The sequence below is a fragment of the Pseudomonas sp. PDM01 genome (assembly GCF_014852325.1).
Taxonomy (GTDB): domain Bacteria; phylum Pseudomonadota; class Gammaproteobacteria; order Pseudomonadales; family Pseudomonadaceae; genus Aquipseudomonas; species Aquipseudomonas migulae.
This window is the reverse complement of record NZ_JACVBK010000005.1, coordinates 54,280-69,703: the sequence shown is the minus strand read 5'-3', so window position 1 is coordinate 69,703 and position 15,424 is coordinate 54,280. Positions and strand designations below refer to the sequence as shown.

Genomic DNA, 15,424 nt, shown 5'->3' with positions numbered 1-15,424 from the left:
AGCATTAGCGAGGCACCGAACGAAAGGGGCAAGAGCGCTTGGTTACTTGGCGCTTCTCCAAGTGACTCGCCGTAAGGGCGAAACCCATAGCGGCCGTTACCGCAGCAACGGATATGCCCCCAATCCCAACCCCAATCCCCAATCAATCGATCCCGACAAACCCCCCAGTCTGATGCTGCCACAACCGCGCATACAACCCGCCATGCGCCAGCAACTCAGCATGGGTCCCCGTCTCGGCAATCTTGCCTTTCTCAAGCACCACCAGCCGGTCCATCCGGGCGATGGTCGAGAGCCGGTGAGCAATGGCAATCACGGTTTTACCCTGCATCAGGGTTTCCAGGCTTTCCTGAATCGCCGCTTCGACCTCCGAATCCAGCGCCGAAGTCGCTTCGTCCATGATCAGAATCGGTGCGTCCTTGAGCAGCACGCGAGCGATGGCGATCCGCTGACGCTGACCACCGGAGAGCTTCACCCCACGCTCACCGACATGCGCATCGAAACCGGTGCGCCCCTCGGCGTCCGAGAGCAACGGGATAAACTCGTCGGCCCGGGCCTTATGCACCGCTTCCCAGAGTTCGGCATCGGTGGCGTCCGGTTTGCCATAGAGCAAATTGTCGCGGATCGAGCGGTGCAGCAGCGACGTGTCCTGGGTGATCATGCCGATGCGCTCGCGCAGGCTTTCCTGGCCGACTTCGGCGATGTTCTGGCCGTCAATCAGGATCCGCCCACCCTGCACGTCATAGAGGCGCAGCAGCAGGTTGACCAGAGTCGATTTACCGGCGCCGGACGGGCCGATCAATCCGATTTTTTCACCCGGTTTGATCGTCAGGTTGAGGTCGCCAATGATCCCGCTCTTCTTGCCATAGTGAAAATCCACGTGCTCGAAACGCACTTCGCCCCGGGCGACGGTCAACGGTTTGGCCTCTGCGTGATCAGTGACGCTGACCGGTTGCGAAATGGTCTGCAAACCGTCCTGAACCATGCCGATGTTTTCGAAAATGCCGGTCACCACCCACATGATCCAGCCGGACATGTTGACGATCCGGATCACCAGGCCGGTGGCCAGTGCGATGGCGCCCACCGTGATCAGCGACTGCGACCACAGCCACAGCGCCAGGCCCGTGGTGCTGACGATCAGCAAGCCGTTCATGCTGGTGATGACCACGTCCATGCTGGTGACCACGCGGCCAGCCAGTTGGGCTTTGACCGTCTGTTCTTCGATGGCTTCCTTGGCGTATTGCTGCTCGAAGTTGGTGTGGGCGAACAGCTTCAGCGTGGTGATGTTGGTGTAGCCGTCGACGATCCGGCCCATGAGCTTGGAACGCGCATCCGAAGACACCACGGAGCGCTCTTTCACCCGTGGCACGAAGTAGTAGAGGGCGCCGATGTAGGCAGCGATCCAGGTCAACAACGGGATCATCAGGCGCCAGTCGGCCTCGGCGAACAGCACCAGCGAACTGATCGCGTAAATCAGCACATGCCACAGCGCGTCCACCGCCTGCACGGCGGAATCGCGCAGCGAGTTGCCGGTCTGCATGATGCGTTGGGCGATGCGCCCTGCGAAGTCGTTCTGGAAGAAATTCAGGCTCTGTTTGAGCACGTAGCTGTGGTTTTGCCAGCGGATCATGCTGGTCATGCTCGGGCTCAGGGTCTGGTGCACCAGCAAGTCATGCAGGCCCACGAACACCGGGCGCAGGATCAGCGCCACGACGGCCATCCAGGCCAGTTCGATGCCGTGTTCCTTGAAGAAATTGACGTTCGGCGTGCCTTGGGCCAGGTCGATGATGCGGCTCAGGTAGCTGAACAGCGCCACTTCGATCAATGCGCCGAACAGGCCGACGGTCAGCAGGGCGGCGAAACTCGGCCAGACCTGCTTCAGGTAATAGGTATAGAAGGGGAAAACACGGTCGGGCGGAGCCGCCGTCGGGGCGTCACGGAACACGTCAATCAATTGTTCAAAACGGCGATAAAGCATCGGTTCTCCGCCCGCGTGCGGGCTCTCCTTTAAACACTATGAGCGGCGCCGAATACCGGCGGCCGCTCAACATCCCTGTGCCTGTGGATCTTAGTCGATACGTTTGGCCGACTTGATCAGCACCGGGTCGATAGGCACGTTCTGCATGCCTTGTTTGGTAGTGGTTTGCGAATTGACGATGATGTCCACCACGTCCATGCCCTTGACCACTTTGGCGAACACCGCGTAACCGGCGTCGCGACCCGGGTCGAGGAACGCATTGTCGGCGACGTTGATGAAGAACTGGCTGGTGGCCGAGTCCGGGTTCGACGTACGCGCCATCGACAAGGTGCCGCGCACGTTATGCAGGCCGTTGCTGGCTTCGTTCTTGATCGGTGCCTTGGTGTCTTTTTGCGCCATCTGCGCAGTGAAACCGCCGCCCTGGGCCATGAAGCCCGGGATCACACGGTGGAAAATCGTGTTGTTGTAGAAGCCGCTGTCGACGTACTCAAGGAAGTTCTTGGTACTGATCGGCGCCTTGACCGGGTCCAGTTCGATTTCGATCTGGCCGTTGGTGGTTTCCAGCAGAACGTGTGGGGCCTTGGCGGGCGTAGCGGCCATCAGGTTGGCGGCAAACAGAACGGTGCCAGCGACGAGGGCGATTTTTTTCAGCATGGGTCAGTGATCCTGAGTGTGGTGGTGTCGACTGCGGTGAGAAACTCGAGCAGGGTTTGGTTGAAGCGTTCGGGTTGATCCAGCGGGGTGGCGTGACGCGAATCGGCGATCACCACCAGCCGCGCATCGGGCAGCAGTTTTACATAGTTCTCTTTCAGCGCTACCGGCGTGTAGTCCCGGTCGGCGCTGACAATGAGGGTTGGACAGGACACCCTGGAAAGTCGTTCCTGAACCCCCCAACCAACAATCGCGTCGAAGCTGGCGAGATAAGCATGTTTGTCGTTTTTTGCCCAGCGCTCGGCCATCTTTTGACGCAATTCAGCCTGTTCCGGCTTGGGGAACAGTTTGCCACCAAGGGCCTTGCCGATGGTGCCCAGGCTAAGCGCACGCATCAGGCTCCAGCGCTTGAACCATTGCCAGTAATCGTCGCGGCTGCGCAATTTGACCTCGGGCGCGCTGTTGACGATGCACAGGCTCTTGAGCAATTGCGGCTGATCCACCGCCAGTTGGAAGCCGATCATGCCGCCCATCGAAAGTCCCACGTAATGTGCGGGGCCGAGGTTCAGATGTTCGATCAGGGCAACCAGGTCGGCGCTGAACCCGGCGATGCTGTAGCGCTCTCGGGGTTTGTCGGAGCGACCGTGGCCGCGCACATCCGGGACGATCACCCGGTAGCGGGTCGCCAATGCCGGGATCTGTTTTTCCCAGTCCAGGGTGCTGGAACCGAGCCCGTGAACCAGCAGCAACGGCGTGCCGTGGCCATATTCCTCATAGTGCAGGTTGCAACCTTCGTGTTCGAAATAGGCCATGCGATCACTCCGTATCAGGCTTGTTCTGGGGCAGCGAAGGGCGCATCCAGCGGCGCGGTATCAAAGGTGCGCAGCAGTTCGATGAGGATTTGCGTGGCCGGGCCCAAGGGTTTTTCCTTGTTTGAATACAGGTAGAAACTCGGGTTCCGGCTACCGCCCTGATCCAACGGTAGCAGCTTGAGCGTACCTTCCTTCAGTTCGCGTTCGATCATGTGCCGCGGCAACCAGGCAAATCCCAGGCCGCTGCTGACAAATGTCGCGGCGGTGGCCAGGCTGCCGACGGTCCAGCGTTGTTCGGCGCCGAGCCAGCCGACGTCGCGTGGCTGTTGACGGCCGGAGTCGCGGATCACCACTTGCATCTGGCTTTCCAGGTCCTGGAAATTCAGCTCACGGTTCAATCGATGCAGGGCGTGCTCGGGGTGGGCGACAGCGACGAATTCGACGTCGCTCAACTCCGCGCCCAGATAGCCGGGAATACTGAACCCGGTGATCGCCAGGTCGGCCACGCCTTCCAGCAGGACTTCCTCCACGCCCGACAATACTTCTTCGCGCAGACGCACGCGGCAGCCACGGCTTTGCGGCATGAACGCGGTCAAGGCGCGGACGAGGCGGGCGCTGGGGTAGGCGGCGTCGACCACCAAGCGCACTTCCGCTTCCCAGCCTTGCTCCATGTGATGCGCCAGGTCTTCCAGTTGGCTGGCCTGTTTCACCAGTTGTCGCGAGCGACGCAGCAAGACGCCGCCGGCCTCGGTCAGTACCGCCTTGCGGCCGTCGATACGCAGCAATGGCACGCCGAGTTGATCCTGCATGCGCGCCACGGTGTAGCTGACCGACGATTGCGAGCGATGCAGCGCTTCGGCGGCCTGGGCGAAACCGCCGTGGTCGACCACGGCCTGTAACGTTCGCCATTGATCAAGGGTCACGCGGGGCGCTTTCATCTTGAGCTCCTCTTGTCCTAAGCTGGCGGTCCTTATTGGAGACTGCCGAATGAAAAAATTCTGTTGTGTGGTGCTGGCGATGTTGCCGTTGACTGCGTTTGCCTACCCGATCGACGTACAAAAACAGCTGAACGGCATGGACATCGACTACAACGCGTATGACACGGATACCGACATCGCCTCCATACAGGTCAACAACTTCGGCAGCACCGATGCAGTCTGTAAGGTGGTTTTCAATAACGGTCCGGAAGCACCGCGCACCCGCAATATCGAAGTGGCGGCCGGCAAGCACAAAAATGCCACTGCCAAGTTCAACCGGACCATCATCAAGATGCGCATCAACCTGACCTGCACCCCCAAATAACACTGCAACCCTGTAGGAGTGAGCCTGCTCGCGATAGCGGTATGTCAGTCAAAGTCAATTTTGAATGCGCCACCGCTATCGCGAGCAGGCTCGCTCCCACATGAAGCATGCTCAGCTTATAAACGAATTTATTGATGGGTTATAGCAGTTATTTGCGCTTTTTCATCGATATGACTCTGTTTAACCTTCACTCCATCGACTTACAGCATTCTCAGATGGAGGCTACATCCCATGTCCCGCGTTCTGATCATCGAAAGCAGCGCCCGTCAGCAAGACTCGGTTTCGCGTCAACTGACCCAGACCTTCATCAACCAGTGGAAAACCGCTCACCCGAACGACCAGATCACCGTCCGTGACCTGGCTGTCAATCCGGTGCCGCACCTGGACATCAACCTGCTGGGCGGCTGGATGAAACCCGCCGAACAGCGCAACGACAGCGAACAGGCTTCCCTGGAGCGCTCCAACCAGTTGACCGATGAATTGCTGGCCGCCGACGTATTGGTCATGGCCGCACCGATGTACAACTTCGCGATCCCCAGCACGCTGAAAGCCTGGCTCGACCACGTGCTGCGAGCCGGTGTGACCTTCAAATACACCGACACCGGCCCGCAAGGCCTGCTCAGCGGCAAGCGCGCTTACGTGCTGACCGCTCGCGGCGGGATCTACGCCGGTAGCACTGCGGATCATCAGGAACCGTACCTGCGTCAGGTCATGGGTTTCATCGGAATCCACGATGTGACCTTCATCCACGCCGAAGGCATGAACCTGGGCGGTGACTTCCAGGAGAAGGGCCTGAACCAGGCCAACGCCAAGCTTTCCCAAGTGGCCTGAGGCTTTAATCGCCAGATAATCGCTGGATGGTCTAGTGACTTGGCGCAACCCTTCAAGCCTGTACGCGCATCGACCTCCCTTTGCACTTGTTGCTCCTGAGTGCTGTAGCCCGATTGAACGCTTTAGCGAGATCGGGCTTTTTTTTGCCTGCGATTTGATGGTTTGCCACAAACCTGTAGGAGCGAAGCTTGCTCGCGAAGACGGTGTCACAGTCAACAGAGATAGCGGCTGACACACCGTCTTCGCGAGCAAGCTTCGCTCCTACAGAGATCTGTGTGTTCTCGCGATCGTCGGCAAAACCCGCTATCGTCGCCGCCATTCAAAACGAGGCGAGCATGGGCTATCTACTTTTTGTCACGCTGATCCAGGCGTTTTCCTTCAGTCTGATCGGCGAATACCTGGCCGGTCATGTCGACAGTTACTTCGCGGTGCTGGTGCGCGTGCTGCTGGCGGGGCTGGTGTTTATTCCGTTGACGCGCTGGCGCTCGGTGGAGCCTGCGTTCATGCGCGGCATGCTGCTGATCGGTGCGTTGCAGTTCGGCGTGACTTACGTCTGCCTGTACCTGAGCTTCCGGGTGCTGACGGTGCCGGAAGTGTTGCTGTTCACCATCCTCACACCGCTGCATGTGACGCTGATCGAAGACGCGCTGAACCGGCGCTTCAATCCATGGGCACTGGTCGCGGCGTTGGTGGCGGTGCTCGGCGCGGCGGTGATTCGCTACGACCGGATCAACCCGGATTTCTTCATGGGGTTCCTGCTGCTGCAACTGGCCAACTTCACCTACGCCGCCGGGCAGGTGCTTTATAAGCATCTGGTGGCGCGTCATCCAAGCGATCTGCCGCATTACCGGCGCTTTGGCTATTTCTATCTCGGCGCATTGGCGGTGGCGTTACCGGCGTTTCTGTTGTTCGGCAAACAGAACTTCCTGCCCGAAGCACCGCTGCAATGGGGCGTGCTGGTGTTCCTCGGCCTGGTCTCGACCGCGCTGGGGTTGTACTGGTGGAACAAGGGCGCGTGCCTGGTGAATGGCGGGACGCTGGCGGTGATGAACAATCTGCATGTGCCGGTGGGGTTGCTGATCAATCTGCTGATCTGGAATCAGCATGAAGAGCTGGGGCGGTTGTTCTTTGGCGGATCGGTGATTTTGATGGCGGTGTGGATCAGCAGACTGGGTGTACGAAAGTCGTTGGCAATCACCTGACTACTGTAGGAGCCGGCTTGCCGGCGATCGCGGTGTGACAGGCAACAGGTATGTCGACTGACACTCCGCCTTCGCGGGCAAGCCTCGCTCCTACAAGGGATGTGTTATTTCTCTGCCAGTTGCGCCACCAGAAACTCGATGAACGTCCGGGTCTTCTGCGGTACCCGGCGTGCCGATGGATAGACCGCATTAATCGTGATCGCAGGCGCCTGCCATTCACACATCACCGGCACCAACCGGCCAGCCGCCAGCGCATCCTCGACAATGAAGTTGGGCAGCAGCGCGATGCCCATGCCGGCTTCGGCAGCCTGGGCGAGCAAGTCGCCATTGTTGGCGTGCAGCGGGCCCGTGACGTTGACCCGTTGGGTTTCCTTGCCGTTGCACAGCTGCAAACTCACGCCGCTTTGCAAATACCCGTAGTTCAAACATTGATGGGCGCGCAGATCCTGCGGCGTCTGCGGAGTGCCTGCGCGTTTGAGATACGCAGGTGAGGCGACCATGATTCGCGGGGCCGGCGCCAGTTGCCGGGCAATCATTGTCGAGTCCGGCATGCTGGCGATGCGGATGGTCACGTCGAAACCACCGCGCACCGGGTCAACCTGCTGATCGCTGAGCACCAGTTGCAGCTCAATGTTCGGGTGTTGTTCATGAAACAGCGGAATCAGCGGCCCCAGCCGGCGCAACCCGAAGGACATCGGCGCATTGACCCGCAGCACCCCGCGTAACTCGCCGATGCCGTTACGGGCACGCTGTTCGGCCTCGTCCAGCGAGGCCAGTACTTCCCGCGCCGCGTCGAAATACTCCGCGCCTGCCTCGGTCAGGTGCAGGCTGCGCGTGGTGCGTTGCAACAGTTGCACGCCGATGGCTTCTTCCAGCGCCTGAATCTGTTTACTGACTTTTGATCGCGGCACATCCATTGCCCGTGCAGCGGCGGCAAAGCCGTTCTCGCCGACCGTGACGACGAACGCGCGCATGCATTCGATGCGATCCATGATTGTCCCTATTTTAGAATCAATGATTCTCTATTTTAGGTAATTGTCCCTTTCCTTGCTAGCCCCTAAAGTGACATCCAAGCCGACGACAAAGCCTCTGGAAGCCGCGTCGACTAACCCATTACTGATTTGAATTATCGACATCAAAAGGAACGCGCCATGTCTATTCGTGAACTGCTCAACCCAACCAACTCCGCTCTGATCCTGATTGACCACCAGCCGCAAATGGCTTTCGGCGTGCAGTCGATCGACCGCCAGACCCTGAAGAACAACACCGTCGGCCTGGCCAAGGCCGCCAAGATCTTCAACGTGCCGACGATCTACACCTCGGTGGAAACCGAAAGCTTCAGCGGTTTTATCTGGCCGGAGTTGCTGGCTGTTCACCCAGAGCAGAAGCCGATCGAGCGCACCTCGATGAACTCCTGGGAAGACAAGGCGCTGGTTGACGCGGTGAAAGCCACCGGCCGCAAGAAGCTGATCATTGCTGCGCTCTGGACTGAAGTCTGCCTGACCTTCCCGGCGCTGGAAGCCCTGGCTGAAGGCTACGAGGTGTACATCGTGACCGACGCGTCTGGCGGCACCACCAAAGAAGCTCACGACATGTCGGTGCAGCGGATGATTCAGGCAGGCGCGGTGCCGGTCACCTGGCAACAAGTGCTGCTGGAATACCAGCGTGACTGGGCACACAAAGACACTTACGAGGCGGTAATGGAACTGGTGCTGGAACACAGCGGCGCGTATGGCATGGGTGTGGATTACGCCTACACCATGGTGCACAAGGCACCGCAGCGTCAGGTCAAATAACACCGGTGTTGCTAAGTCAACTCTGCAACCTGTAGGAGCGAGCCTGCTCGCGATAGCGGAGTGTCAGACGACAGATATGTTGACTGACACGACCTCATCGCGAGCAGGCTCGCTCCCACATTGGTTGGTGGGGTTACATGATGTGTTTTTCGGGTTCGGGGATGTGGCTTGCGCCAAGCATCGCCGGGAGCAAACCGGCCCGCAGATCCCCGCCACTCGGCTGCTGATAAAGGCTCAAGCCAAACTCCGGCAGCACCGCCAGCAGATAATCGAAAATATCCCCCTGAATCCGCTCGTAATCCGCCCACGCCGTAGTGCGGGTGAAGCAGTAGATTTCCAGCGGAATCCCCTGTGCCGTGGTCTGCATCTGCCGCACCATGCAGGTCATGTTCGGCTGGACCTCCGGATGGCTTTTCAAATACGCCAGCGCATAGGCGCGGAAGGTGCCGATGTTGGTCATCCGCCGACGGTTGGCCGACATTGCCGCGACGTTGCCCTGAGCCTCGTTCCAGGCCTTGAGTTCCGCCTGTTTGCGGCTGATGTAGTCGGTCAGCAGGTGCACCTGGGACAGCTTTTGCTCTTCGTCATCACGGATGAATCGCACGCCGCTGGCGTCGATGAACAGGCTGCGTTTGATCCGTCGTCCACCGGACTGCTGCATGCCGCGCCAGTTCTTGAACGACTCGGACATCAGGCGCCAGGTCGGAATCGAAACGATGGTCTTGTCGAAGTTCTGCACCTTGACCGTGTGCAGCGTGATGTCCACCACATCGCCATCGGCGCCGACTTGCGGCATCTCGATCCAGTCGCCGACCCGCAGCATGTCGTTGCTGGTCAACTGCACGCTGGCGACAAACGACAACAATGTGTCCTTGTAGACCAGCAGAATCACCGCCGACATGGCGCCCAGACCCGACAGCAGCAACAGCGGCGAGCGGTCGATCAACGTGGCGACGATGATGATCGCGCCAAATACGTACAACACCATTTTCGCCAGTTGCACGTAGCCTTTGATCGAGCGGGTGCGGGCGTGTTCGGTGCGGGCGTAGATGTCCAGCAACGCATTGAGCAGGGCGCTGATCGCCAGCACCAGGAACAGAATGGTGAAGGCCAGTGCGACGTTGCCGAGGAAAATCAGGCTGGTTTTGCCCAGCTCCGGCACCAGGTGCAGGCCGAACTGGATCACCAGCGACGGCGTTATCTGCGCCAGGCGATGAAACACCTTGTTCTGGCGAAAGTCGTTGACCCAGTGCAACGCGGGTTGGCGGCCGAGCATTTTGGTCGCGTGCAGGATCAGGTAACGCGCCACTCGTCCGAGGGTCAGCGCCACCACCAGCAACAGAAGCAGCCCGAGGCCGGAATGCAGGAGCGGATGCTGATCGAGAGCACCCCAGATGTCTTGGACGTTGAGCCAGAGCTGTTTGATATCCATGGGTAAAACCGTTTCTTCTATTGTCCGTGTCGGAGCGATTAGAGCATTTAAGACGCTTTGCATGACGTTTAAGGACAAAAGAGGCAACAAAAAAGCCACTGTTTACGGTCGATTGCATAAAGAAACTCGGCCTTCGCGCTCGAAACCGTTACCCTATGCAGCTGTTTTTTTGTATTTCTTCGAGGTAGCACCCGTGTTTTCCCAATTCGCCCTGCACGAACGCCTGCTCAAAGCCGTGGCCGAGCTTAAATTTGTCGAGCCAACGCCTGTGCAAGCAGCGGCTATTCCGCTGGCGCTCCAAGGGCGTGACCTGCGGGTGACAGCGCAAACCGGTAGCGGCAAAACCGCTGCTTTCGTTTTGCCGATCCTCAACCGTCTGATCGGCCCGGCGAAAATCCGCGTCAGCATCAAGACCCTGATCCTGCTGCCGACTCGCGAGCTGGCCCAGCAGACCATCAAGGAAGTCGAGCGCTTTGCGCAATTTACTTTCATCAAATCCGGCCTGATCACCGGCGGTGAAGACTTCAAGGTCCAGGCCGCCATGCTGCGCAAGGTGCCGGACATCCTGATCGGTACGCCGGGCCGGATGATCGAGCAACTGAACGCCGGCAACCTCGACCTGAAAGAAGTCGAAGTACTGGTGCTCGACGAAGCCGACCGCATGCTCGACATGGGCTTTGCCGAAGACGTGCAGCGTCTGGTGGACGAGTGCACCAATCGCCAGCAGACCATGCTGTTCTCCGCCACCACTGGCGGTTCGGGCCTGCGCGAGATGGTTGCCAAGGTTCTGAACAACCCGGAACACCTGCAGCTGAACAACGTCAGCGACCTGAATGCGACCACTCGTCAGCAGATCATCACCGCTGACCACAACCAGCACAAAGAGCAGATCGTGAACTGGCTGCTGGCCAACGAGACCTATCAGAAGGCCATCGTGTTCACCAACACCCGGGCCATGGCCGACCGTATCTACGGCCGCCTGGTGGCGCAGGAATACAAAGCGTTCGTGCTGCACGGTGACAAGGACCAGAAAGACCGCAAGCTGGCGATCGATCGCCTGAAGCAAGGCGGCGTGAAAATCCTCGTGGCCACCGACGTTGCCGCTCGCGGCCTGGACGTTGACGGCCTCGACCTGGTGATCAACTTCGACATGCCGCGCAGCGGCGACGAATACGTTCACCGCATCGGTCGCACCGGTCGTGCCGGCAACGATGGCCTGGCCATCTCGCTGATCTGCCACGGCGACTGGAACCTGATGTCGAGCATCGAGCGCTACCTCAAGCAGAGCTTCGAGCGCCGCACCATCAAGGAAGTCAAAGGCACCTACGGCGGACCGAAAAAGGTCAAGGCCTCGGGCAAAGCGGTTGGCGTGAAGAAGAAAAAGGTCGACGCCAAGGGCGAGAAGAAGAAAACCGGCGCCAAGGCACCGACCAAGCGCAAAATCGCCAACCGCCCGAAGACCGACGCCCTGTCGCTGGTTAGCAAGGACGGCATGGCCCCGCTCAAGCGCCGCAAGCCGGAAGCCCCGGCTGCTGAATAAAGCGCCGTAGCGATCCCATAAAAAACCGGACCCAGGTCCGGTTTTTTTTTCGCCCGCAAATTGCACGCACCCCCTGTAGGAGCCGGCTTGCCGGTGATGCGATCTAACCGATACACCGCGGTGCAGCCATCGCCAGCAAGCTGGCTCCTACAGAACGATTACCGGATGACGGAAATCGACCCCAACGCCAGCGCCGCCAACAACATCACCCCCACCGTGCCGATCGTCCATTTCAACGTCATGCGCTGGTTATCGCCGTAGTCCAGATCCAGCAACCCACACAGCAGATACGTGGACGCCACCAGCGGACTGAGTAAATGCACCGGTTGGCCGATCAACCCGGCGATTGCCATTTCCTTGCCGCTGATGCCGTAGTGGCTGGCGGTTTCGGCGAGGATCGGCAGCACGCCAAAGTAGAACGCATCGTTGGTCAGCACGTAGGTGAACGGCATGCTGATGAACGCGGTGATGATCGACATCGAACTGCCGGCCCATTGCGGAATGACATGGATCAGGCTTTCGGAAATGGCCTTGGTCATGCCGGTGCCGCCCATGATGCCGACGAAAATCCCTGCCGCGAAGATCAGCAAGGTCACCGCCATGACGTTATCGGCGTGGCGCGCGATCACCGCTTTCTGCTCTTTGAGGTTGGGGAAATTCACCACCAGGCCGATACCGAACGCGAGCATGAACAACACCGCAGGTGGCATCACCGCGAGCATCATCATCGCGATCAGGGCGATGGTCAGCGCGGCATTGAACAGAAAGCGCCAGTCGTTCAAGCGAAATTCGGTGAAGTGCTCCAGCCCTTCATTGGCGTCGAGTTGCACCACGCCCAAGCGGCGTCGTTCCAGCCGTCCGAGGTACAGCGCCACAAAAATCACCCACACAAGTCCAATGGCCATCAATGGCAGCATCGCCACGAACAGCTCGGTAATGTCGACTTTCATGGCGCTGGCCGCCCGGGAAAACGGCCCGGCCCACGGCAGAATGTTCATCACGCCAATGGCCAGCAACAGCACCGTGGCCATGACTTGCAGGCGCACGCCGGTGCGGCGATACAACGGTAGCAGCGCCGCGCAGGTGATGATGTAAGTGGTGGCGCCATCGCCGTCGAGGCCGACGCAAATTCCGAGAATCGCCGTGCCCAGCACGATTTTCTGCGGATCGCCTTTCACTGCTTTGAGGATCAGTTTGACCAGCGGGTTGAACAATCCGGCGTCGGTCATCATGCAGAAATACAGGATCGCAAAGGTCAGCATCACCCCGGTCGGGGCCAGCATTTTCAGGCCATCGAACATCATCGGCCCCAGTGTCGTGGTGTAGCCGGCCAGGCAGGCAAAGGCGACCGGGACCAGCAACAGCGCAACCAGCGGCGACAGGCGTTTGCTCATGACCAGGTACATGAAGCACGTGATCATCGAATAGCTGAGTAGGGTCAGCATGATTTCCCTCGTTTTTTATAGGTTTTGTCCGGGTATGACGGCGGGCGAAAGCAACGCTTTGTCATTGATAGTGTTCTGGTAGACAGAACATCATTCCTTTTGGTGGAACAACTTTCCGGCCAAATTTTTACGCTGTCAAGTTTTTGTCCATTCGTTGACAAGCCACCGAAACCCGGCAGATACTAAAAATAGAACAATATTCTGTCAGGTAGAACGTTTATCGAAGTGCCCTGAAACAAGGGCTTTCGTGGCGTCTCAGGAGGGCTGGTGATGGGTCATTCGAACGAAATCGATATTCTGGTCAGCGAAGTCGGACCCCGTGACGGGTTGCAAAGCGTCGCGGCGACCATGCCGACCGAACTGAAACTGAAATGGATCGCCGCGTTGGCGAGCGCCGGGCTACGAGAGATCGAAGTGGGCTCCTTCGTGTCGCCGAAACTGCTGCCGCAGATGGCTGATACCGCTGCAGTGGTGGCTTTTGCGCGGACCTTGCCCAACCTGTTCGTGACCGCGCTGGTGCCCAACCTCAAGGGCGCCGAAGCGGCATTCAAGGCGGGCGTGCAGAAAATCACGATGCCGATTTCGGTGAGCGAACCCCATTCCCTGGCCAACATCCGCAAAACCCACGCCGAGGTTTATCAGGAGGTGCGCAACGTCGTTGCCTTGCGCAACGAGCAGTACCCGCACGTCGAAATCGAGGCCGGTTTGTCGACGGTGTTTGGCTGCACGATCCAGGGCGAAGTGCCGGACGACGACACCGTGCGCATGGCTCTGATCATGGCCGAGCTGGGCGTCAACGAAGTGGGGCTGGCCGACACCGTCGGTTACGCCAACCCGACACAAGTACGGCGCTTGTTCACCCGGCTGCGCCAGGAATTGCCGGGCATTGCCGGCAGTGCCCATTTCCACAACACCCGCGGCCAGGGCCTGGCCAATGTGCTCGCGGCGCTGGACGTCGGCGTGACCACCATCGACGCGTCTCAGGGCGGCATCGGCGGGTGCCCTTATGCGCCCGGCGCGTCCGGCAACATCGTCACCGAGGACCTGGTGTACCTGCTCGAATCCATGGGCCTGCGCACTGGCATCGACATCGATCGGCTGGTGCAGGCCCGCGAATGGTTGCGCCAGGGCCTGCCGGGAGAAGCGCTGTACGGCTTCATCCCGGACGCCGGAGTCGGCAAGAATTTTCACTATGCACAGAAGGCGCTATGAACATGAGCCCCAGCCAACAACAAAAGCCTCTGCCGCTGGCCGGCATTCGGGTCATCGAGTTTGTCCACATGGTCATGGGACCGACCTGCGGCCTGGTGCTGGCTGACCTCGGGGCCGAGGTGATCAAGGTCGAACCTGTTCCTGCGGGCGACAACACCCGGCGCTTGATGGGCTCCGGCGCGGGGTACTGGACCACCTACAACCGCAACAAGAAAAGCTTCGCCGTCGACCTGAAATCCGCCGAAGGCATTGCTGCAGTCAAAAAGCTGATTGCCACCGCCGATGTGGTCACCGAGAACTTTCGCCCCGGCACCATGGAAAAACTCGGCCTGGGTTACGCCGACGTGAAAGCCATCAAGCCGGACATTATTTACAGCTCCATGAAAGGTTTCCTGCCCGGCCCCTACGAACATCGTACGGCGCTGGACGAAGTGGTGCAGATGATGACGGGGTTGGCCTACATGACCGGCCCGGTCGGCCAGCCTTTGCGCGCCGGGGCGTCGGTCAACGATGTCATGGGCGGGATGTTCAGCGCGATTTCGATTCTGGCGGCGCTGTTGCAGCGTAACCAAGGCGCTCAGGGGCAGTTCGTGCAGACCGGCCTGTTCGAGAATTCGGCGTTCCTGGTGGCCCAGCACATGATGCAAAACGTGGTCACCGGTACACCGGCGGCACCGATGCCGAGTCGGGTTTCGGCGTGGGCGATTTATGACGTGTTCAGTTGCGCCGGTGAAGAGCAGGTCTTCCTCGGCGTGGTCAGCGACAGTCAGTGGAAAAGTTTTTGTGAGGTGTTCGGCTTCGATGCCTTCGGCAGTGATCCGCAGTTGGCCGGCAACAACCAGCGAGTCGCCGCGCGCAAGGTGATCCTGCCGCAAGTCCGCGAATGCCTGGCGGGCATGAGCAAGGAACAGGTGATGGCGCTGTGTGAAAAGGCCGGTCTGCCGTTTTCGCCGATCCAGCGACCTCAGGACCTGTTCGACGACAAACACCTGAACGAGTCGGGTGGCATGGCTGAGGTGACGTTGCCTGACGGTCAATCGGTTAAGGTACCGATGCTGCCGTTTGAAATGGACGGCCAGCGCTTTGGTACGCGCTTGAATGTGCCTGAGTTGGGCAGCCATAGCGATGAGTTGCTGGTGGAGTTGGGTTATTCGGATAGCGATATCAGTGCACTGCATCGCGCTGGCGTGATCAAGTCCGAGGGGTGAAGGGTGGTCGCCCGTTCG

General features: G+C 59.4%; 13 protein-coding genes and 1 pseudogene. 7 read left to right on the top strand and 7 right to left on the bottom strand.

Features of this window, described 5'->3' with window-relative positions; genetic code table 11:
• Window positions 1-142 precede the first annotated feature (142 nt).
• The 4 genes and pseudogenes from IB246_RS13980 to IB246_RS13965 all read right to left on the bottom strand — a co-directional run bounded on the left by IB246_RS13980 (window position 143) and on the right by IB246_RS13965 (window position 4,376).
• Window positions 143-1,975 (bottom strand): ABC transporter ATP-binding protein, encoded by a 1,833-nt coding sequence (locus IB246_RS13980; RefSeq protein WP_008040945.1) that lies wholly within the window; start codon window positions 1,973-1,975, stop codon window positions 143-145.
• Between the two features lie 90 nt (window positions 1,976-2,065).
• Window positions 2,066-2,629: a peptidylprolyl isomerase A gene (locus IB246_RS13975; protein WP_008040944.1), complete on the bottom strand. Its 564-nt coding sequence runs from the start codon at window positions 2,627-2,629 to the stop codon at window positions 2,066-2,068.
• Between the two features lie 3 nt (window positions 2,630-2,632).
• A pseudogene (locus IB246_RS13970) lies at window positions 2,633-3,438 on the bottom strand (alpha/beta fold hydrolase).
• 14 nt (window positions 3,439-3,452) lie between these two features.
• Entirely contained in the window at window positions 3,453-4,376 is a 924-nt protein-coding gene (locus IB246_RS13965) for a LysR family transcriptional regulator (protein ID WP_008034291.1), read from the bottom strand.
• A 49-nt stretch (window positions 4,377-4,425) separates the two neighbouring features.
• On the opposite strand from IB246_RS13965, the gene IB246_RS13960 reads away from it, so the two are divergent.
• The 3 genes from IB246_RS13960 (at window position 4,426) to IB246_RS13950 (ending at window position 6,773) form a co-directional block, all read left to right on the top strand.
• Window positions 4,426-4,740, top strand: a complete 315-nt coding sequence (locus IB246_RS13960) for a hypothetical protein (protein WP_008034289.1) — start codon at window positions 4,426-4,428, stop codon at window positions 4,738-4,740.
• Window positions 4,741-4,971: 231 nt separating this feature from the next.
• The gene (locus tag IB246_RS13955; RefSeq protein ID WP_008040941.1) at window positions 4,972-5,571 is read left to right on the top strand and encodes an FMN-dependent NADH-azoreductase; all 600 of its coding nucleotides are present in this window, start codon (window positions 4,972-4,974) and stop codon (window positions 5,569-5,571) included.
• A gap of 335 nt (window positions 5,572-5,906) precedes the next feature.
• Window positions 5,907-6,773 (top strand): carboxylate/amino acid/amine transporter, encoded by an 867-nt coding sequence (locus tag IB246_RS13950; protein ID WP_008040940.1) that lies wholly within the window; start codon window positions 5,907-5,909, stop codon window positions 6,771-6,773.
• Between the two features lie 104 nt (window positions 6,774-6,877).
• On the opposite strand, the gene IB246_RS13945 is transcribed toward IB246_RS13950, so the two are convergent.
• Entirely contained in the window at window positions 6,878-7,765 is an 888-nt protein-coding gene (locus IB246_RS13945) for a LysR family transcriptional regulator (protein ID WP_008040939.1), read from the bottom strand.
• Between the two features lie 159 nt (window positions 7,766-7,924).
• Between IB246_RS13945 and IB246_RS13940 the strand changes: the two genes are divergently transcribed.
• A complete protein-coding gene (locus tag IB246_RS13940) occupies window positions 7,925-8,569 on the top strand; it encodes a hydrolase (RefSeq protein ID WP_008040938.1) in 645 nt (214 codons plus the stop codon).
• Window positions 8,570-8,702: 133 nt separating this feature from the next.
• Here the strand turns inward: IB246_RS13940 and IB246_RS13935 are convergent, their stop codons facing one another.
• The gene (locus IB246_RS13935; protein ID WP_008040937.1) at window positions 8,703-10,001 is read right to left on the bottom strand and encodes a mechanosensitive ion channel family protein; all 1,299 of its coding nucleotides are present in this window, start codon (window positions 9,999-10,001) and stop codon (window positions 8,703-8,705) included.
• A gap of 193 nt (window positions 10,002-10,194) precedes the next feature.
• On the opposite strand from IB246_RS13935, the gene IB246_RS13930 reads away from it, so the two are divergent.
• Window positions 10,195-11,541: a DEAD/DEAH box helicase gene (locus tag IB246_RS13930; RefSeq protein WP_008034278.1), complete on the top strand. Its 1,347-nt coding sequence runs from the start codon at window positions 10,195-10,197 to the stop codon at window positions 11,539-11,541.
• A 158-nt stretch (window positions 11,542-11,699) separates the two neighbouring features.
• On the opposite strand, the gene IB246_RS13925 is transcribed toward IB246_RS13930, so the two are convergent.
• The gene (locus IB246_RS13925) at window positions 11,700-12,986 is read right to left on the bottom strand and encodes a CitMHS family transporter (protein ID WP_008044013.1); all 1,287 of its coding nucleotides are present in this window, start codon (window positions 12,984-12,986) and stop codon (window positions 11,700-11,702) included.
• A 270-nt stretch (window positions 12,987-13,256) separates the two neighbouring features.
• Here IB246_RS13925 and IB246_RS13920 point away from each other — a divergent pair, with 270 nt between their 5' ends.
• Both IB246_RS13920 and IB246_RS13915 read left to right on the top strand, forming a co-directional pair.
• The gene (locus tag IB246_RS13920) at window positions 13,257-14,198 is read left to right on the top strand and encodes a hydroxymethylglutaryl-CoA lyase (RefSeq protein WP_008044010.1); all 942 of its coding nucleotides are present in this window, start codon (window positions 13,257-13,259) and stop codon (window positions 14,196-14,198) included.
• A complete protein-coding gene (locus IB246_RS13915; protein WP_008044009.1) occupies window positions 14,195-15,406 on the top strand; it encodes a CaiB/BaiF CoA transferase family protein in 1,212 nt (403 codons plus the stop codon). The genes IB246_RS13920 and IB246_RS13915 overlap by 4 nt, the downstream gene beginning before the upstream one ends.
• Window positions 15,407-15,424 lie beyond the last annotated feature (18 nt).

Excerpts from the sequence above, each read along its gene's own strand:
- IB246_RS13980 (WP_008040945.1), bottom strand. The coding sequence starts at position 1,975 with ATGCTTTATCGCCGTTTTGAACAATTGATTGACGTGTTCCGTGACGCC.
- IB246_RS13975 (WP_008040944.1), bottom strand. The coding sequence starts at position 2,629 with ATGCTGAAAAAAATCGCCCTCGTCGCTGGCACCGTTCTGTTTGCCGCC.
- IB246_RS13965 (WP_008034291.1), bottom strand. The coding sequence starts at position 4,376 with ATGAAAGCGCCCCGCGTGACCCTTGATCAATGGCGAACGTTACAGGCC.
- IB246_RS13960 (WP_008034289.1), top strand. The coding sequence starts at position 4,426 with ATGAAAAAATTCTGTTGTGTGGTGCTGGCGATGTTGCCGTTGACTGCG.
- IB246_RS13955 (WP_008040941.1), top strand. The coding sequence starts at position 4,972 with ATGTCCCGCGTTCTGATCATCGAAAGCAGCGCCCGTCAGCAAGACTCG.
- IB246_RS13950 (WP_008040940.1), top strand. The coding sequence starts at position 5,907 with ATGGGCTATCTACTTTTTGTCACGCTGATCCAGGCGTTTTCCTTCAGT.
- IB246_RS13945 (WP_008040939.1), bottom strand. The coding sequence starts at position 7,765 with ATGGATCGCATCGAATGCATGCGCGCGTTCGTCGTCACGGTCGGCGAG.
- IB246_RS13940 (WP_008040938.1), top strand. The coding sequence starts at position 7,925 with ATGTCTATTCGTGAACTGCTCAACCCAACCAACTCCGCTCTGATCCTG.
- IB246_RS13935 (WP_008040937.1), bottom strand. The coding sequence starts at position 10,001 with ATGGATATCAAACAGCTCTGGCTCAACGTCCAAGACATCTGGGGTGCT.
- IB246_RS13925 (WP_008044013.1), bottom strand. The coding sequence starts at position 12,986 with ATGCTGACCCTACTCAGCTATTCGATGATCACGTGCTTCATGTACCTG.
- IB246_RS13920 (WP_008044010.1), top strand. The coding sequence starts at position 13,257 with ATGGGTCATTCGAACGAAATCGATATTCTGGTCAGCGAAGTCGGACCC.
- IB246_RS13915 (WP_008044009.1), top strand. The coding sequence starts at position 14,195 with ATGAACATGAGCCCCAGCCAACAACAAAAGCCTCTGCCGCTGGCCGGC.